The sequence below is a fragment of the Nostoc sp. DedSLP03 genome (assembly GCF_034530815.1).
Classification (GTDB): domain Bacteria; phylum Cyanobacteriota; class Cyanobacteriia; order Cyanobacteriales; family Nostocaceae; genus Nostoc.
This window is the reverse complement of sequence record NZ_JAVRCK010000073.1, coordinates 15,693-35,018: the sequence shown is the minus strand read 5'-3', so window position 1 is coordinate 35,018 and position 19,326 is coordinate 15,693. Positions and strand designations below refer to the sequence as shown.

Genomic DNA, 19,326 nt, shown 5'->3' with positions numbered 1-19,326 from the left:
TTGAAATAGGAAGTACCTACTTTTATGAAGAAAAACATATATACAAATCTAAATTTTGCCGATTCATTATCAGATTTTCAAGAGGATGTGACGAAACTTTTAGAGTTGAAAAATATCGAGGAATGGTCTGGAAGAATAGTTAAAGAGAGAGAATAAACAATTAGACAGGCTGCGTTAGTTTTAGCGGGTCAATGTATCGCCATATTATTGCATAAGCTTTCTCAATCAGAGTCGGCTCATCAAACAGCAATTAATCAAACCAAAGGATGGTGGCATACCGACACGCAAAGACACGGTTATACGAAGAGGGAAATATTAACAGTAGGTAATGTTGTAGTAAATCTTAAATTACTATACGTTGTTAAAAAAAGATAAAAAAAAGCGAAGAATAAATCTACTAATGTTGGATTCTGTCCCTTGTTAAAATGGTTAGGAAACTTATGAAGACTATAAAGGCTTTTTACCAATTTTAGAAATATATCTGATTAGTTTGGGAATTAGTCAAGCAAAACAAGTTTTATTAATTGCTGACGGTGCTGAATGGATTTGGAAGCATATTCCCCCTCTTTTAAAGAAATTGAAATCTCCCGATGCGACTTATCAATTATTTGATTTTTACCATGTTACCGAGCGACTACAGAAATTTACTGATGTAGCGTTTAGTGATGATAAGGAGCGGAATAATTGGTTATTCATACTAAGTATGAAAGACTGATTGCAGATATTTTTATAAATAATCGTCAAATGACTTGCTAGCAATCTTTTTGAGATATCTCATCAAGATAGTTTTTCGTGCAATTACGTATTCTGATTGCAATAAAATTACCTCATACACAAATGTAAGTTTTAGCGATCGCACCTTTTTCACCCAACCTCACAAAATCGCGTTGCTCCCGATTCCCTTTCTCTATGCAGAAAGCCTAAAAACCCCTCTCCTGTGCCCCTGGAGCGGTCTTAATGATAAGTTTTTAAGCGGACATGATATTAATGACGATCGACGCCTCAAATAAAGCTTCGCCAGACCTTTAGCAATTTATACTTAGTAAAGCGGAAAAAAATTTTGAAAGCCGCTCTGCATAAATATCAGCATTTTTTGTTTGAGGGTAACTATCAGATTAAAAAAGCATAAATTTACTCGAATTTATAACTAATTTTTAGATTTCCTTTTTGACGTTTTGCTTTAGTAACTACTACACTTTTTAGTTCATTAAGTGATTTTAAATGAGTTCCACCACATGGAGTTGGATGAAGATTGGCAATTGTCACTACTCTCAAAGGTTTTCCTGGAGCTAGGTTATTGGGTATATTAGACCAACGCACTGCCAATTCTTCTGATGTAATCAGTGAAGCTTCTACATTGCTAGCTTCATCTAAAGCTTCACTAATTTTTATATTAACTTCAGCAATAAATTTTTCATTATTTTCAAACGAAGGGCTTCCTTGAAACTCTACATAGGAACCATCTGGAAAATGATATCCTTTGACTGCGATGAGATTTTTATCAAGGGATTCGACTATTGTGTACATGAGATGTCCAGCCGTATGAGCTTTAGCATTTTGCATACGACGGGTTTCATCAACATATAAAGTTACCTCTTCACCTTTTTCTAAAGATATAGATGAAAAATCTCCATAATGACGAACTTCTTCATCTACAAAGCTTACGAAAGTGATAGTAAGCTGAACTCCTTTTGCTTCAATAGTGCCTGTATCTGAGGGCTGACCACCACCCTGAGGATAAAAAATAGTGTTACTAAGTACACAATAATAACCCCGCTCATCACTGGCAACATACTCAACCTGAGCCTTATCAGTAAATTTATAGGTATCTTCAAGATAAGCAAGTACTGTGGACATAGAAAATCTTTCAACTTAACTTTGATCCCGATTATAAACCTCATCCATCTTGAAGACTGGAGTTTGATGAGGTTAGCCCGGACAAGTATTGCTCAATTGGTGACAGATGCGCCCCAGTGGGCTGAGTGGATGGTGTGAGAAAGTTGGGTTTATTTCACATTATCCAGGTTAGACAGCAAAATCCCTAACAATCTGATACTACGATTTTCCAAGTCAATTGACTCCAATAGGTTTTGTCTTCGGGTAACTTTATCCTTTAAGCTACATATATTAAGGCTGTGGCGAGATTACCCTTGTGGAGGTCTAGATGGCGATAGTCAAGCGTCGTATCGGTCTGGAGCAAGAATTTTTTCTGGTAGACGAAGCTGGTAGCTTGAGCGATCGCGCCGATGAGTTTTTAAAGAGTTGTCAATTCATTGCTCAAGCACAAGGTTTAAACCCAAATTACTTTGTGGCAGAGTTCGTTAAAAGCATGGTAGAAATTAACACACCTCCTGCTGACACTGCCAAGGAACTGGCTAGAGTTTATCTAAAAAATCTCAAATTGGCGATCTCTGTAGCGCAACAGATGGGTTTACGCCTTTACCCTCTGTCTAGCTATCCTTTGCCTACTATGCCAGTTATGCGAGATCGCCCTAATTACCATATCCAAGCGCAGACTGTCGGCATTTCAAAATTTTTGCACGCCGGAAAATGTACAGGTACACACCTGCATTTGGAAGTCTCGCCTGGGGTCATTGACCCTCGTGTTGCAGTATCTTACAACTCGACATCAATTGAGCGAGAAGAACTATTAAATATCTATAATTTAGCTACAGCTTGCGACTCGCTACTTATTTCTCTAACGCGGGCGTGTCCCTTTTATGAAGGACAGGCGTTAGGATTAGCCGCACATACAATTCGTTATCGAGGTAGCGAAATCTTTGGTTGGGAGGGAGTTTATACTAATTTACAACCTGTCGGTGGACTCATGCCTTATGCCGAAAGTGTTGAGGGTTTAGTTGAGCAGCAGTTCGCTCGTTATTATGCTTGGCTGCAAGCGATGGAAAAAGCCGAAATTCAACCGAACCTGTTCAAAGAATCGGGAGTTAGCTTACTCAAGTCAGCTTGGAATCCAGTTCGACTCAACAAACTCGGCACAGTAGAAATACGATGTATAGATAGCAATTTCCCCTCTGTAATTTTACTTATAATTATATTGCTGGAAAAATTGGCCGATCGAGTCAGGCATGAAAACTTAACAGTAAGACCATCTAAAGGAATGCAGATATTTGAACTAGTTGGCGATCGCTTGTATGTACCAGATTTTGAATATCTTAATGGGGAATTGCTCTTAGCCTCAGCTACAGAAGGAATTAAAAACCCCAAAGTTAGAGCTTATGTCGATTCCATTTTGCAGTTTGCCAGCGCTGTTGATGGCGAAGGAGCAAATTTTCTGGCTAAACTCAGCAGAAACCTCGATCGGTATCAGACGATAGAAGCCAGCATCTTGCAAGAGTTTACCCCAACAACTACTCAACTTTCATTAGATGCCGGTTTGCGTTTAGTGCGCTCAAGTTGTGACAAGCTAGAAGCACAGGTTTCATCGATAGATATAGAAAATCCCCTCGCAGCTTTCGATACTGATGAAGGATTGTTGCTACAGCAGCATTAATCGAATCTTACAGCAGCGCGGGCGTATCATGTCAATAAGATTAGTCTATTGTCAATAGACTCCAAAATTCATCTTATTAATCCCTACTTATTGCTAAATATTTTAGCGTAAGCGTAGCCCGTCGTAGACATCGCTTTGAGCCTTGGAAAATAAATCATATCGTGTCCGCGGTTAAAGACTTATCATTAAGACGGCAGGGGGGCAGTTCTTGTTGGGGGCAGGGAGAAAGAGGGTTTCCTGGTTTTTGTACAGATGTGGGAATTATAACTAATTAAGCGGACATGATATCAAGCCAGAAATACTAATTTTTCGTTGGGTCTTAATCTTGGTCGCGATCGAGAGTACTTTAGATGCGTTTGCCCTTCAAGTCACGGGCTTCAGTGCTGGAATCAGAATTCCATAAAAGCCAACTGAGCCTCCTCCCTCTGCCTTTGTTGATAAAAAATCCTGGATAAATGCCAACTCTATCGAGATTGCAATTTATCCAGGGTTGTAAAGTATCTATTTATGTCTTGTAAAAACGTAAACTTAGTATTCCCAAAAATTTTAGGATTTGAACATTACATAGATACGATCCCTTCATGGCAGTATGCATTAAGTGTTCAAGGGACTTCCAAAGAATAAATTATTCCAAGAAAAGCAAGAGACAGGATTATTCAAGATGGTCAAAATTGGATAGAAGCTTTGCAAGGGTGTCAAGGATGGGTCGAGGAACTGATCGGTTTCATTCGCAATAAGCAGGCATATTATCAGCGAGGTCTAAGGACTATGCTGCTTATACACCAAGCACTTTAGCTCGCTTGTCGCCCCCGAAAGTAAATTCCTCAAGCTGTGGGGTGTTGGGGTCGGTGCAGCAGCTGTCAGTATCACTTCACCTTTAGCATTCACTACCCACCCCTGAGCTTCTACAATCTGTGTACTGAGTGCTGAACTTTTCTCAATATCTCTTTTACTGCTGTACTCTCCTGTTTGTGTTGGCACAGCAGTGACTCGCCAATCTTCCCAAACTGTATTATTGTTAAGTACAGTGTTGGGGGAAGGAGGTAAACCACCACGTCCAACGAGCGTGAAGCTACTATTACCTCTTTTGGCACAGAAGTTTTGGTTAATTAATTGTGAGGCGCATTGAGAGTTAAAGAACCGCCTTTACCTGCACTCTGTGTTCCTGCGCTTATTTTTGCCCCATCGCGTACAAGCAATTGTTGGGTATTAATCGTCAAGTTTCCTGCATCCCCAGTTGCCCCTATGTAAGCAGTGGTAAAGAAGCCACTGGGAAAGCGACTGTCAGCAGTAGTACCAATTAATTGCACATTTTTAGCATTGAGAGTTGAAGAACCCCCTTTGCCTGCACCCGATGTGGCTGCACCTATCTGTGTCCCATCGCGCACAAGTAATTGTTGAGTATTAATCGTCAAATCTCCGGCATCTCCAGTTATCCCTGAATAAGCTTGAGTAAACAAGCCACTCCTATAGCTACCGTCAGTAGAAGTACCAATCAGTTGTACATCTTGAGCATTGACAGTTAAAGCACCCCCTTTACCTGTACCATATATGCTGGCATCGACGTATGCCCCATCCCGCACGAGCAACAGACCATCCGCAGTAGTGCCAATCAGTTGTACATCTTGAGCATTGACAGTTAAAGAAGCGCTCTTACCCATACCATATGTGGCTGTGCTTACTTGTGCCCCATCGCGCACAAGCAAATTTTGGGTATTAATCGTCAAGTCTCCAGCATTCCCTGTTGCCGTTGAGTTAGGGTACGCAGATGCTGATAACCCACTAAGAAACTGACCATCAGCAGAAATGCCAACTAGTTCTACTGACTCAGTAGCATTGACTACTAAATTTCCACCTTTTTCTCCTAGCAGAGTACTTGCTTCTATCTGCGAACCATCGGCTATGGTGACACGCCTACCTTGGATTTGGATGTCACCGCTACCTGCGCCGCTAGCATCTACGGCTGAAAGTTTTGATAGTTGAATATTGCCAAAGTTTTGCACTTCATCGTAGCTCAAGGCAAAACCTTTAGTTATCGGTGTGAGAGTAACTAGACTGTTATCCCCTACACTGCCTAACTCTATTCTTCCTCCTGCTGTCTTTAGCGTTGCTCCCTCTAAGAAAAGATCGCCACCTACCAAGGCTAAAGTTTGATTGGCTGGCACTGGCAGTGCATTTGTTGTATCAATCAATTCACCTGTGACTCTTAACCCTTGACCGTCGCCTTTGACCTCAATAGTGCCTGGATTAACTTTATATTGCAAGCCAATAGGTGTATTTATCGTTAGTAAAGGTGTAGATTCAGGAGTCGTAGCAATAAAAGACTATCTGAAACCTCAAAGACATTCATTTATATTGTCATGATTCGTATTATGGTCAGATGACTGGCATGATTTTTGACTGGTTTCGACTGTTTAAAACATTCTCTGACAAAAGTTTTCGATCTACTGAAATTTTTATTTATTTTGGTCAGAAACCCCATACGCAGCGAAGCGGAGTTTAGGTATAAGAGGCAGTTAAATTAGCGATCGCTCTCTTGGCGGTAAATGATATAAAACGGTTTAGTTTGCTTTTGGTGTCAGCGAAACCGATAACAAACTTGATGGCGTTTCGTTCTCAGTTTTCCACAGAACCAGGAGGGCGATCGCACCTTTGGGAAGAGAACTGAGGATCGAGCAAGCGATAGCAGTGAAGAGGGCGGCACTTTTTTGCTAGAGTTGAAAAACGCCGGACTGAGGGTGAAGCATGACGCAGGTTCTCTAAATACCTTTTTTTTGCGTTCTGACCAAGGTGGTTTAGGGAATGTGTCGGATTCGGTACAGCCATCAACTATTGCAACCACTGTCTCACCAAAACGCTGACGTATTTCCTCACGTGTGGATTTGCCGCCTTGGTCTTCGACTGCATCGTGCAATAATAGACCGGCGATCGCTTCTTCTTCCGTTCCGCCAGCTTCGAGTACAAGTGCTGCCACACTCAGCAAGTGAGCGATGTAAGGAACGTCGCTAATATTGCGTGTTTGGTTGGCATGAAGACGAGTTGCATAGACTAATGCTGATTCAAATTTATCTGTAAGTTGAACTGTATTCATAGCTTGAGTAGTATTAGTGATAAAGTTGAAATGCTGCTGCTAAATCAGTTGCAATACTCTGCCTTAAATCAAAAGGCAGCAGAACCTCACATTTGGGTTGCCATGCACGTAAACGCATCTTAATACCATTATCTCGATCGCGGTAATAAACTTGGTAATAAGCGTCTTGTGGAGAACGATTCATCAATATATTTAATAAGACTTGTTGGTGTTGTGGTTGGGTAACGTGAAAATTGATTAGACGCTGTGCTTGTTGGTAAGTAATAGATTGAAAAGTCTTGTGGCGAATAGTGTTTTGAATGTAGCGGTCGTTATAATCACGATCAAATCTGAGCAACATAAGTCGTGATGGCAAGTAGAAATCAAATCCCCAAGCGTTAGACATTTCCTGAACAATATAATCTGGGTTGAGAGAAGATAATTTTGGATAAGATTGTTTTAAATCTTGAGGAATTTGTACATTATTCCATTCTAAAGATGTGATGTCTTGAATCCGGTCAAGGCGGAAATTGTACCATTCAGTTTCTCGATCTGGACTTTCGCCGTAAGCACAGAGATAAACTGCTCTTTGTATATAATAAATGCACACTGGATAAACAATACACGCTACTACATTACATGTTCTTGCACTGTCATAAGTGAGTTGTATAGGGGGTACAAGTGTTTTTGCCCATAGTTGTCTCAACTGAAATTGCAAATCATCAACCAAATCGAGAGTGCTATGAGGAATTACATAATCTAATTGCAAGAAAAAACGCTGTACACCATTGATTTTGTGAGAGTGAGTTGCTGCAATTGTTACTAAATCTTCATGCAAAAAGCTGAGTTCATCACTATTGATTTTGTTGATATTATCATCTGTAGGCGTAACTGGACGTAACGGAAACTCATTAACACGATGATATTCCTCATTCTTATATGTCAGCCAACCCAACTTTGCTAATGTTTCTAAATCACCTTGCAGGGAACGGCGAGTTACACCAAACAATCTTTGCTTTAATATTTTTCTAGAGTCTGTTATACCAGTGTGAGCCATCAACGATTCTTGCCATTGGTGAGCAACAATTCCTGTTTGTTCGTTAAATAACCACTGCTGGGTTGTTTTGGCACAAGGACAATCAGGATCGTGCAAGCTTGGAACTTCTTCGCCTTTAGGTGACTGGGACTAAAAAATGCGTCCCGCCATTCGGCATAAGTAAACGAATTATTTAAAGCTAAACGTTCTTGACGATCGCCGTAAAGCGATCGCAGCCAAACCCATAATCGAATCGTCCGCAGTAGTTTTTGCTTCAGCGAACCGCGTGCTAACCATTGCAGTAATTCAATTTAAAGTAGAAAAAATGTTACAAGATATTCATTGGACTGAATATATACGCTTTGACAAAAATGCTTTTGCTGCTCCTAAAAATGGAGTAAAAGCAGCTACACGGAAAACTCCTGATGGGCGTTATATATTTTGGATTCACTTACATGAAAGCGAACAAAAACATATTGCTGTTTCTGTGGAAACTACAGGTTATACATCAGAACACTTGGAGCAGGCAACAAAAGAATTACGCGAACGTTTAGGTAGCTTAGTTTAAAATAATATTTCGATTAACATCGCGATCGCACCTCTCAATTTCCATCAAACCCAAACAGCGATCGCTCTTGCCTATGCTCTTATTTCTCTTGTTTGCTCATTTGTCCCCGTACCCATTCCCTGATTGATTGTCGGAAAATCCGTCTTCCTGCCATACGGTATCTTTCAATTAGCGAGGGAATTTCTGGAATATTCAAGTTAGGAAACACTAAACTACTTTCTGCTTGGATATACTCGTCACCTTGCAATTGGTAAATTTTGATTTCTCCAGCGTCATAACACCAGATTTCAGGCACACCTAACCGTGCATAAATAGGAAACCTATCTAATGATTTACTGGTAACATCAATTTCTAAAGCTAAATCGGGAGGTGGGTCTTGATTTAAATCAAACTTAAGCTTGCCTCTAACTAATGCCTCATTTTGAAAATAAAAACAATTATCAGATTCTACCCCAGCCTTTTTTAGTTCTTGCTTCCAGGTAGTTGAGCCGTAGCACTCGTAATCTAACTCTAAAACTTCAGCCGTATCTTTGATGATGTCGCCAATTATTTCTTTGTAATATTCATGTTCTGGTAATGGTGTCATAATCTCTAATGTGCCATTATCATAAGCAATCTTAGCTGCTCGGCTTTCACCTAAATCTATTAATAAATTCTCAAATTGTTGCCAACTGATATTATGGAGAACTACCCGGTCAGCGCGACGATCAGTTAAGAGCATAATTCCTCGCAACATCAGTGAGTCATCATTACTAGTCGGTAATTATTGAGAAATCAAGTAGATTTCCAAAACCAGACCCATATCACAATTCATCTTAATTTATTCTATCAATGATGATTGATGAATACTTCCAAACCCTGACTACCTTCCCTCCACGGAATTTTCAACGAGAAGCGATCGCACTCATAGCACACATCTTTAACGATCGAGAATAGCGATCGCTCCCCTCACCAGCTCGGAATTAATTTTCCCCCAAAGGGGATGAAATCGCTTAAAATATGGGACATTCTTCGACCTAGATCAAACGATGCCAAGAGCAATCACAGTCCCCAAGCGCAAGCCAAAAGCCAAATCAGCGCCCACCTCTTTAGTTGGGACATGGGCAGATGAGACTGAATTGGTGGGCTTAGTGTTTGATTTGGAGGCAACGGCAACGGCTTCTCTCTACTCGCAGTACACAATTGGACTTCATGCGTGGTTTCTCGACCAAGTGCGGCAAGTTGACCCACAGCTATCAGCTTATCTCCATGATGGAGAGTCGGAAAAACCCTTCAATATTTCGGCACTAGAAGGTCAACTGTTACCTAGTGGCAAGCAACTGAAACTAGTCGATAACCAAATCTACCATTGGCATATCAATGCGCTATCTCAACGAGTGGCATTATTTCTCAAACAGTGGTTAACCAATTTACCAAAGATTATCGACTTAAGAGGAGCATCCTTACAAATAAACCAGGTGAGCATCGCTCATCCTCCGACTACTTACGCACAATTGCTGCGATCGCCAAGCGAACAATCTGTAGTAAATCTCAGTTTTGTTTCACCAACGAGTTTTCACCGCAAAGGTCATCATTTCCCGCTGCCAGTCCCAGAGAATTTGTTCCACAGTTATCTGCGGCGTTGGAATGACTTTTCCCAGCAGCCAGTAGAACAAGAGATTTTTATCAAATGGATTGATGAAAGCGTTATCATTCACCAGCACCGTTTGGAATCGATGAAGGTGGCCAGTGGCAAGCAAGGGTCAGTCACGGGTTTTACGGGGGCGATCTCCTTGGGTTTGAGCAAACAAGCTTTCACAAATGCTGAATTCACCCAGCTATTCTATGCTTTGGTTAGGCTTGCACCATACTGCGGAACGGGACATAAGACTACTTTTGGCTTGGGACAGACGCGCTCTGGCTGGTTAGCACAACAAAAGTCAGCTATAGCCGAACAGTTGATCGCGGATGCGTTGGCTCAAAGGATTGAAGAACTCACAGGAATATTTACTGCACAACGCAAACGCAAGGGCGGCGATCGCACTGATAAGATTGCCATCACTTGGGCGACTATCCTGGCTCGTCGGGATAATGGAGAGTCGTTGCAGGCGATCGCCCAAGACTTGCAAATAAAATCTGAGACGGTCAAAACTTACGTGAAGTTAGCTCGAAAAGCTCTCAAGCAGAGTACAGATGATACTATTTCATGAAAATAATGAAACAGATCCAAACTCACCAAAGCCTTGCTGAATCTAAGTTTTTTAATTGCGCGCTTCGTAGCGGGACGTAGCCCATTGCGAAAAGCAGCGAATTGCGAATTGCAAATTGGTATGAGGGAGCTATCGACATTCGTCAGTAATCGGCGTATGATGTTTGTATCAGCTTGATGATTGTCAAACCAAAGCGAGGTCAAAAACCTTAGAGGTTCGTCAAAATCGCCAGAACCTTGATAACAGAATAATTACAGCGTTTCGAGAGTTGGAGAAGTTGCAAATTACTTGCAATAATGACGGATAAAATCGACTTGATTTTGAGACTCGTCAAAATGCTCTCCAGGAAGCTTGCTCTGGTTCAGTTTCAGCACCGAGCAGTTTCCACAGACTATTTCCCCGCGAGGGGACTGAAACGTTTTTGGCTAGCTGATTAGCCGCTTCCTTTCGTGGGTTTCCACAGACTATTTCCCCGCGAGGGGACTGAAACATTCAAGAAAAGGTAGCGGGCAGCAATACGATGTTGGGTTTCCACAGACTATTTCCCCGCGAGGGGACTGAAACATGACTCTATGCCAAGCGTTGTCGTTGTAGTTTTGTTTCCACAGACTATTTCCCCGCGAGGGGACTGAAACTTTGAATTTAATAGTTGACAAATCCCCCCGGCTATCGTTTCCACAGACTATTTCCCCGCGAGGGGACTGAAACCAGTAAATATCTACCAGTAGAAACTATCGGTAAATAGTTTCCACAGACTATTTCCCCGCGAGGGGACTGAAACAATCTCCAGATGAAATTTACTAGTCTTGGGATAGTCTAGAGTTTCCACAGACTATTTCCCCGCGAGGGGACTGAAACTCGCAAGTACCTGCCACAGCCGCCTCAACTTTATCGTTTCCACAGACTATTTCCCCGCGAGGGGACTGAAACGTAAATATTTCGCGGATAATTCCAACTCCGACCATAGGTTTCCACAGACTATTTCCCCGCGAGGGGACTGAAACCTTCACGTCTTTGCGATCGCCTGTTTCGGTATCTAGTTTCCACAGACTATTTCCCCGCGAGGGGACTGAAACATCAATCAAGACAATCAACTGACGGGTTAAATCAATTCTTTAGTTTCCACAGACTATTACCCCGCGAGGGGACTGAAACAGAAACAACAGGACTGAAACAGAAACAACAAGCAATAATTACACTATAATAATCTCGTTTCCACAGACTATTACCCCGCGAGGGGACTGAAACGACTATAAAGCGTAAAACCGATGGTAAGCTTTCAAATTTCCACACTTGATTAGCGATCGCAGTCTTTGGCAGTTAATGGTAGTTAGACTACAACTGCAAAACCAATTGTGACAACAAGAAACAGCTTACCGCGACGTGATGCTACGTATCACGTCGCGGTAAATTCAAAAGCTGCTATTCCCATAAAAGAATTGAAGGTAGTTGTTCTAGATGAGTTAGGCGCAGCAAAGTATAACCAATACCAACCTCTCCCCGGAACAAACCAGGAACGTATACACTTGAGTGTAGGGCGGGTTCGAGATAATATCCTTTGTGTCTTGCTTGCTGCACAATTTGTAAATCATGAACTCTGGCATTTGTCAATAAATCTGGTTTTCCCAATCGGCTGGCTGCACAAAGCAGCAATTCAATCTGTCCCATCTGACCGCAGCATAGCTGGTTTACTATCCCTTGTTTCTGGGTGAGTTGCTTTTGGGTAGTTTTGATTGCCACTTGGATATCCTGATGAATTGCTTCAGTTGAGAACATTGGCAGTCCACCAAGGCGGGCTAAACCGATACCGGTTGCACCGTGACACCAAGTAGATATAAGCGAAGAAGATTCGGATTTGGCAGTTGCTTGGAGAAATTTAGAAAAGTCCCTGAGATCCGGCCAGTTGCCTACCTCTGGTAAAAATATACTTTGTTCGTAGGCGATCGCTTCTGCCGCAGCCGCCCTAAACTCCGTATCATTCGTCACCTGTCCAAGTTTGAGCAGGGCGTAGGCAATTCCGGCTGCTCCGTGGGAAAAGCCCGTTAACAATCCACCATCCAGCGTTTTCCAAGCTCTGCCTTTAGAAGTTATTACACTTTGGGCTAATAAATGACGACCAATCAAGCAAGCAGATTCCAGCACAACCGGGTCGCGAACAACTTGGTACAATGCCAATAAACTCAAAAGCGTACCTGCTGTACCGCCAGCGATATCCAAACTGCGATCGCTAGTAATTGCCTCTGGTACTATGGAGTATGCCAAATTTAGAGCATCTGCAATCAAGCGATCGTCATTGAGAAATTGACCGATTTTAGTCAAGCTGTAAATCCATCCTCCCTGTCCAGCTGATAAGCCAAGATTCAGATTCGAGAATTCACCTTTTGGCTGTTCAATTTTGGATAACGCCTGACGAAACTCCTGTAACGCTCCCAAACACAGTTCTCGAAACTCTCCATCTTTTTTAATATGCTCTACCGCTGCCAGAAATAATGTAATTCCTAATTTGCCATCAAAAAGGCTGAGTTCAGTGGGTTGAAATTGGAATCGCTGTTGTTGAGCGATAAACTGAGGAGCAAGCCAAGTTACAGATCCATCAGGAGCGTAAATTGCTCGCTCCTGTAATCTACGGGCAATTGCCATTACCTCAGAAACCAAATCTGACTCATCCAGCATCACCTCAGATGATTCTTGCAAGCACCGGCTTCGGGACGAATCCTGGCGATGAATATTAATGTTGGTGACTATGTAAAAAAAGGACAGGTGCTAGCAATCATCGATCAAGCTGAATTGCAAAGCCAATTACAGCAGCAGCGTGCCAAGCTAGCACAATTAGAATCGCAGAATTACAGTTCTAACTTACTCCAAGGGCAACGCAAGCTAGAAGAAAAAAGAGCGATCGCCCAGCAACGTCTCCAACAAGCAATCAGCTTGACTCCTATTTTGAGAAATAGAGGTTTGAGTTCTCTGCAAGTACAACAGCAAAACTTACTCCAAAGCCGGGCGATCGCTGTCAGTATGATTTCCCCCCAACGCAAAATATATGAGGGACTCCAAAAGCGAATAATAGTGTTGACAATAGTTATCTATGAAGGCGACTGTATTTACTGCTTCTCTGCGCTGTGTAACCATCAGAGTTACTTACTGTTTCTGTTTTTCTTTCTGATTATACTCTCCCCGTAGTAACAAAAGAGGGATTAGGTCTTTGTGCAACAGCTTTTGGAGGCACAATTTTTCAACTAGCTCAAGGGCTTGCCCTCATGAGACTAGAAACTTTTGCCGATTCATCCACTCAAGCTGCGGTGTGGGACAGGCTATTGAAGCTAAGTGTATCTTTTTTTAATCAGTATTCTATTGGCGATCTAGAATCTAGGGTTTCTAGCATCAGTGAGATTCGCTCTATACTCAGTGGCACAGTTCTCAAAAGTATTTTCTCTGGCGTGTTTGCCTTCTTAAACTTGGGATTGCTAATTTATTACAACAGTTCGTTAACGGCGATCGCTATTGTTGCAGCTGTTGTAAATATTGCCCTGACTTTCTTCTCTGGTATGCTCACCCTCCGCAAGGTTCGCCCCTTATTGGAGCAACAAGGGCAAATCTTTGGCGTGATGGTGCAGTTAATCAACGGGGTTGCCAAATTGCGAGTCGCAGCAGCTGAAGAACGCGCTTTTGCTTACTGGGGTAAACAGTATAGCCAGCAAATAAAATTAGTGTTGAGTACCCAAGCTATTGAAGACGTTCTCAACGTCTGCAATAAAGTTTTGCCCATATTCACATCTTGCGTAGCCCTTCAACCTTTTCCCTTCAACCTTTTCCCTTTTCCCTAAGAGTGCAAAAATGCGTCTTGAGATGATAGGAAAAGCGATCGCTGTTTGGGATATTGCGGATTTATACCATTTCACGAAATTTTTGATACAAATCACTTTTCTTGCTTCCCCTGCTTCCCCTGCCTCCCCTGCCTCCCCTGCTCCCCCTGCCTGCCATCTGTATCAATTTTAAGGTGAAAGCATTAGTGTCTGCCAAGCGTAGCAGCAATCACGACGGCAAAGAATTCAATATTAAATATCATACAAATCCGAATAAACAGATTGAAATGGGAAACCTAAGCGTATCGGCTCAAAAATAATTTAGTGATGAATCAGATTAGCAGCGCTCGCCCCATTTTACTTGAACCCAATTCTCAACACAGTGATGACTTTAGTTTGTCACAGATGGTCGATCTGATTGCTGATACATTCGGCATTCATATCAAATCACACTATCAAGATAGATTAAAGAAAAATCTTTTAACTCGCATCCGGGCGCTGGGATTATGCTCGCTTAATGATTATTATCAGTTCTTGGTGGCAAGAAATCAATTAGTTCCTGGTGCGACAGAGTGGCGAGAACTAATCTCTTTACTCACTGTCACTGAAACTTATTTTTTTCGCGATCAAGGGCAGATGTCGCTGCTCAAAAATCAGCTGCTCCCAGAGTTAATCGAGCGCAAACGAGAGCTTAGTTTAACTCAGTGCAACGCTGCTAATGGAGAACTTTATCGACCGACATTACGGCTTTGGAGTGCCGGGTGTTCGACTGGTGAAGAAGCTTACTCACTTGCCATTCTGGTGAAGGAACTAATCCCTAACAATCAGACATGGGACATTCTGATTTTAGGCACAGATATTAATCAACGCGCGATCGCCCTGGCTCAACAAGGAATTTACAGCGATTGGTCTTTTCGGACAACCACTGAAGAAATCAAAAATCGCTACTTTCAATCCCACAAAAAAGGTTGGAAAATCGATCCTGCTATTCAAGCAATGGTTACATTTCAATCTGGAAACCTGATGCAGGATAACTTTCCGGCTTACGCGTCTAGCATTCACGATTTCGATTTGATTATTTGCCGCAATGTGTTTATTTATTTTGACTTCAACGCCATCGCCCAAGTTATAGACAAGTTTTACTACTCTCTGACACCGGGAGGTTTTCTGCTGACAGGCCACACGGAATTACACGGACAAACAACTGAACCGTTTCAAGTCAAAAATTTTCCGCAATCTGCCGTTTATCAAAGACATAGCTCACTCAAGGAGCAGAGCAAAGCCTTGAATACCATAACACCTGCTGCCATTGAGAGCAGGGAAACCGAAATTTCTTCCCCCTCTCTCAATCCGGTTTGGTTAACAAAGTTATCTGTTGAGGCGTGCAGGGAAAGAAGAGAAGCAGGAGAAGAGAAATTGTTTAATATTAATAACTCTCTCCCAAGCTTGGAGACGGGCTTCGACGTGAGCGCCAACACTCAAACTCTTTTAGATGCAGCCAAAGAATCGCTAATTCAAGAAGCTTATGCCGATGTCATTCAATTAGCCCAACAACTGATTGCTCTTGTTCCCCAACACTTTCAGGCATATTGTTTGATGGCGGAAGCTTACGCGAATTTTGGCGATTACTCCCAGGCGAGTCAGGCGTGTCAGCAGGCACTTCAGATCAGTCCATTGGCGATCGAACCTTATCATTTGTTGGCTCAAATTGCCGAAGAGCAAGGAGATCGCGACAGTGCCAAATTATTCTTAAAACGTATTATTTATCTCGCTCCTAATTCTGTTACTGCTCACCTGGAATTGGGTTTTATATATGAACGAGACGGAAATGAAAAACAGGCTCAAAAAACCTGGCGATCGCTTCTTGAAATTTTGCAAAATCTACCCCAAGAAGCGATTGATTTCCATAATCAGCAAACCACTGCTGAACTAAAAGCACACGTTCTTAAGCACTTAAATTCAACTAGTTATGAGCCATGAATCTTATTTAATGTTTAAACTCAACCATTCACGCTATGGGATTCCGGCTACAGCCGTGCAAGAACTCTTCTTTCTGCCAGAAGTGACTGCGATCGCCAAAACTTCCAGCACAATTTTAGGCGTAATTAATCTGCGAGGGAAGTTTCTCCCCGTGATGGATTTATATCGCCATTTAGAACAAGCACGTCCCCCTTTTCAATTGACTGACAGCATGATTGTCGTGGAGTGGCAAACTCAACGAATCGGAATCATCGTCAATCAAGTGGATAGTGTACAAGCGATCGCACTCGATCGGATCGCTGCCGATGTTTGCGATCGATCGAAAGAGAGTTTGCAGGATAGATTGGTGACTAGTATTGCCAACCTTGAGGACGGCATCGTGACATTGCTCAATCCCGAACTGTTGGTGCAACACGCCTTTATAGAGTCTGATTTTAACAACGGCTCAGTCAATGACGCACAAAAACACCCCTCTGATTCAGCCCTAAATCAAGGCTTATACGCTCATTTCGATTCCCAGGAGCGACAGATTTTGCAAGAGCGAACTGAAGCTCTGCGGTGTTCGATTGATGACGAGGATTCGGCATCGCTTTTGCCTTTAGCGGTTGTCGGGTTGGCGGGTGAGTACTTTGGGTTTGGCTTGGAAACGGTGCATGAGTTTACCGATATTCACAAGATTACCCCAATTCCCTGCTGTCCGCCGCACATTGTTGGCAACATCAACTTGCGCGGCGAAATTGTCACCTTAATTAACATCAATAATGTAGTCGATCTGCCCATGAATGGGGTGCGATTGCATCAGCAAGCCGTTGTCGTGCGTCTAGATCGACGAGTGGCGGGCATTGCCGTCGATGACATTTTTGATGTGACGTATATCCATCCCTCCCAAATGACCGCGCCTCCAATTGCCCTGAATTCTGCCAAAGACGACTATCTCCAGGGTGTCGCACCTTATCGCGATCGGATGATGAGCATTATCAATTTGTCTAAATTGCTGACTTCAGAGGTATTGGTTGTCAATGAAGAAGTCTAACACTTTCGTGACGCAAGCGGGGAAAAGGAGAAAGGGGCAGGGGGAAAGGTTTTAACCCGGATTTCTCACTACATCTCAAAGCTTGTGCAGGGGAGCAGGGGAGAGTTCAAATACCATTTTCCCTTTACCCTTTCCCCCTTCCCCAGCCCTCACAACCACTAGGGTTAGGTTTCGCAGATTTGAGATTCACAGCAAACTCGCAGAGATAACTTAGCCGAGATACAGAATGTTGTGCAATCTTCCCTTGATTCAAAAATCCGATCGCAAAGATTACAAATGATAGAAAGAAATATTGGCAAATCCTTGAACTCATTCATTCACAAGAAATAACAAGATGCAAAGTAAGCGAAATTGGAAACTGAGATACTGGATTATGGGCAGCTATGGAGTTCCCATTCTGGCGTTGGTAATTTCTGCGGGGCTGATATTTATTAATATCAACTTGGTGAGTCAGCGATCGCAAGATTTAGTTTCTTCCTATAACGTTAATTCAGCGATTAATGCCCTTGCCACGAATGTGCAGAGCGGTTCTAAGTCAGTTCGGGGCTATTTGCTAGAAAAAAATCAGACATCTTTTGACGAATATCAAAAATCTCAAAGAAGCTTCAACGAGCTTTTGTCAAAGCTCATGTCGCTTGCCAGAACAGAGCAAGAGCAACAGTCATTAACCAGACTAGAGGGACTGCTGAATAACTTAATGGTTGTCGAGGATGATTTGATTGGCAAAGTGAATCAAGGTAAGCTTCAGCAAGCTGTTGAAACCTGGAGTCACGAAAATGCTCGCAGTATGGTCGATCGCCTGACAAGTGCGATCGATGAAGTTCAGCGCCGAGAAGACCAGAATGTAATTTTGGCTGCCAAGGAACAACAAGCAGCGCTCGATACGCTCAAGCTCACAATTCTGTCCGCGACTGGACTTTCCTTGCTGTTGTCGGTTTTGACTGGCATCTGGATAATTAGCCGCACTGCTCGACAGATAAATGAATCAGCCAGTGCGATCGCTACCTCAACGGCTGAAATTGCCGCCACAATCGAGCAACAAGAACGCACTGCTAACCAACAGGCAGCCTCGGTCAGCGAAACCACCACGACAATGGACGAACTCAGCGCCTCTGCTCAACAGTCTGCCCAGCAAGCATCCACTGCCTCAACCAGCGCTCAACAAGTCTTAAATTTGGCAGATCAAGGCAATCAATCACTGAACCGCACCTTGGAAGGAATGGCAGCCTTGAGCCACAGAGTTAGTGCAGTAGCAGACCAAATGCTGCGCCTGAACGAACAAACTAAGCAAATTGGCAATATTTCCGGGTTGGTGAGCGACTTAGCAAATCAAACTAATATGCTAGCGCTAAATGCGGCAGTAGAAGCAGTCCGGGCAGGGGAACAGGGGAAGGGCTTTGCAATCGTCGCCGCCGAAATTCGCAAACTGGCAGATCGAAGTAAGCGATCGGCTGAAAAAATTAATGTGCTGGTGAATGACATTCAATCCGCCATCCACTCAACCGTTGTGATGACAGATGAAAGTACAAAAACTGCTCAACAGGGCGCGGCAATAACTAAGCAGACGGTGGAGGTCTTTATCAATGTCACCGATGCCGTCAACCGGATGGTGTTGAATATTCAGCAAATCTCGCTAAACGCTAGCCAGCAATCCATTGCGGTTCAGCAAATTTTACAAGCAATGAATGCACTCAATAGCTCTGCTAAAGAGACAGCCATCGGCATCAGTCAGACTCGCGTTAGCACTCACCAACTTAATGATGCAGCTTATAAGCTACAGAGTGTTGTGTAATCGGGGGGCAGGGAGCAGGGGGCAGGGGGCAGGGAGCAGGGGGAAGGGGAAAGGGGAAGGGGGCAATGCAACAAAGGTGCAGGTCGATGTAACAAAGATGCAGGTCGATGTAACAAAGATGCAGGTCGATGTAACAAAGATGCAGGTCGATGTAACAAAGGTGCAGGTCGATGTAACAAAGGTGCAGGTCGATGCAACAAAGGTGCAGGTCGATGTAACAAAGGTGCAGGTCAATGCAACAAAGGTGCAGATTAAGAGATTTGTGTGTATACCGCAATACTGTTCGGTTAAGCATTTTTAACTCGAAATTGGGCTTTGGGAAAAGTTACTAGGTTTGGGTTAAA

General features: G+C 42.9%; 14 protein-coding genes, 3 pseudogenes and 1 CRISPR repeat array. Of the genes and pseudogenes, 10 read left to right on the top strand and 7 right to left on the bottom strand.

The genetic code is table 11. The annotated features are described in order from the left end of the window. Window positions 1-24 precede the first annotated feature (24 nt). Window positions 25-688, top strand: a pseudogene (locus RM368_RS27855) (ISLre2 family transposase); the annotation flags it as partial. A 443-nt stretch (window positions 689-1,131) separates the two neighbouring features. On the opposite strand, the gene RM368_RS27850 reads toward RM368_RS27855, so the two are convergent. After that, window positions 1,132-1,857: an alanine--tRNA ligase-related protein gene (locus RM368_RS27850; RefSeq protein ID WP_322697050.1), complete on the bottom strand. Its 726-nt coding sequence runs from the start codon at window positions 1,855-1,857 to the stop codon at window positions 1,132-1,134. A 307-nt stretch (window positions 1,858-2,164) separates the two neighbouring features. Between RM368_RS27850 and RM368_RS27845 the strand changes: the two genes are divergently transcribed. Then, the gene (locus RM368_RS27845) at window positions 2,165-3,511 is read left to right on the top strand and encodes a glutamate-cysteine ligase family protein (RefSeq protein ID WP_322697049.1); all 1,347 of its coding nucleotides are present in this window, start codon (window positions 2,165-2,167) and stop codon (window positions 3,509-3,511) included. Between the two features lie 759 nt (window positions 3,512-4,270). Here the strand turns inward: RM368_RS27845 and RM368_RS27840 are convergent. The 4 genes and pseudogenes from RM368_RS27840 to RM368_RS27825 form a co-directional block, all read right to left on the bottom strand. Then, window positions 4,271-4,492, bottom strand: a complete 222-nt coding sequence (locus RM368_RS27840) for a hypothetical protein (protein WP_322697048.1) — start codon at window positions 4,490-4,492, stop codon at window positions 4,271-4,273. A gap of 128 nt (window positions 4,493-4,620) precedes the next feature. After that, on the bottom strand, window positions 4,621-5,829 hold the full coding sequence (locus RM368_RS27835) for a hypothetical protein (protein WP_416212262.1): 1,209 nt from the start codon (window positions 5,827-5,829) through the stop codon (window positions 4,621-4,623). A gap of 388 nt (window positions 5,830-6,217) precedes the next feature. Then, a pseudogene (locus RM368_RS27830) lies at window positions 6,218-6,602 on the bottom strand (HD domain-containing protein); the annotation flags it as partial. A 13-nt stretch (window positions 6,603-6,615) separates the two neighbouring features. Next, window positions 6,616-7,734, bottom strand: a complete 1,119-nt coding sequence (locus RM368_RS27825; RefSeq protein ID WP_322697046.1) for a TIGR03985 family CRISPR-associated protein — start codon at window positions 7,732-7,734, stop codon at window positions 6,616-6,618. A gap of 208 nt (window positions 7,735-7,942) precedes the next feature. Between RM368_RS27825 and RM368_RS27820 the strand changes: the two genes are divergently transcribed. Next, a complete protein-coding gene (locus RM368_RS27820; RefSeq protein WP_322697045.1) occupies window positions 7,943-8,185 on the top strand; it encodes a hypothetical protein in 243 nt (80 codons plus the stop codon). Window positions 8,186-8,264: 79 nt separating this feature from the next. Here RM368_RS27820 and RM368_RS27815 read toward each other — a convergent pair whose 3' ends face one another. Continuing rightward, complete coding sequence (locus RM368_RS27815; protein WP_322697044.1) at window positions 8,265-8,906, bottom strand: Uma2 family endonuclease; 642 nt, start codon at window positions 8,904-8,906, stop codon at window positions 8,265-8,267. A gap of 307 nt (window positions 8,907-9,213) precedes the next feature. On the opposite strand from RM368_RS27815, the gene cas6 reads away from it, so the two are divergent. Then, on the top strand, window positions 9,214-10,374 hold the full coding sequence (cas6, locus tag RM368_RS27810; protein WP_322697043.1) for a CRISPR-associated endoribonuclease Cas6: 1,161 nt from the start codon (window positions 9,214-9,216) through the stop codon (window positions 10,372-10,374). Window positions 10,375-10,754: 380 nt separating this feature from the next. Beyond that, window positions 10,755-11,622: a CRISPR direct-repeat array (repeat unit 37 nt; unit sequence GTTTCCACAGACTATTTCCCCGCGAGGGGACTGAAAC). A gap of 174 nt (window positions 11,623-11,796) precedes the next feature. Here cas6 and lanM read toward each other — a convergent pair. Then, window positions 11,797-13,068 carry a type 2 lanthipeptide synthetase LanM gene (lanM, locus tag RM368_RS27805; protein WP_322697042.1) on the bottom strand — a complete coding sequence of 424 codons (1,272 nt, stop codon included), beginning with the start codon at window positions 13,066-13,068 and terminating at the stop codon, window positions 11,797-11,799. A gap of 27 nt (window positions 13,069-13,095) precedes the next feature. Between lanM and RM368_RS27800 the strand changes: the two genes are divergently transcribed. The 6 genes and pseudogenes from RM368_RS27800 (at window position 13,096) to RM368_RS27775 (ending at window position 19,283) form a co-directional block, all read left to right on the top strand. After that, window positions 13,096-13,554 carry a biotin/lipoyl-binding protein gene (locus RM368_RS27800; RefSeq protein ID WP_322697041.1) on the top strand — a complete coding sequence of 153 codons (459 nt, stop codon included), beginning with the start codon at window positions 13,096-13,098 and terminating at the stop codon, window positions 13,552-13,554. A gap of 14 nt (window positions 13,555-13,568) precedes the next feature. After that, window positions 13,569-14,156, top strand: a pseudogene (locus RM368_RS27795) (ABC transporter transmembrane domain-containing protein); the annotation flags it as partial. Between the two features lie 348 nt (window positions 14,157-14,504). After that, window positions 14,505-16,157: a CheR family methyltransferase gene (locus tag RM368_RS27790; RefSeq protein ID WP_322697040.1), complete on the top strand. Its 1,653-nt coding sequence runs from the start codon at window positions 14,505-14,507 to the stop codon at window positions 16,155-16,157. After that, the gene (locus tag RM368_RS27785) at window positions 16,147-17,190 is read left to right on the top strand and encodes a chemotaxis protein CheW (RefSeq protein WP_322697039.1); all 1,044 of its coding nucleotides are present in this window, start codon (window positions 16,147-16,149) and stop codon (window positions 17,188-17,190) included. Before RM368_RS27790 ends, RM368_RS27785 begins: the two co-directional genes overlap by 11 nt. 334 nt (window positions 17,191-17,524) lie before the next feature. Further along, window positions 17,525-18,982, top strand: a complete 1,458-nt coding sequence (locus RM368_RS27780; protein ID WP_322697038.1) for a methyl-accepting chemotaxis protein — start codon at window positions 17,525-17,527, stop codon at window positions 18,980-18,982. After that, a complete protein-coding gene (locus tag RM368_RS27775) occupies window positions 18,948-19,283 on the top strand; it encodes a hypothetical protein (protein WP_322697037.1) in 336 nt (111 codons plus the stop codon). Before RM368_RS27780 ends, RM368_RS27775 begins: the two co-directional genes overlap by 35 nt. The last annotated feature ends 43 nt before the right edge of the window (window positions 19,284-19,326 follow it).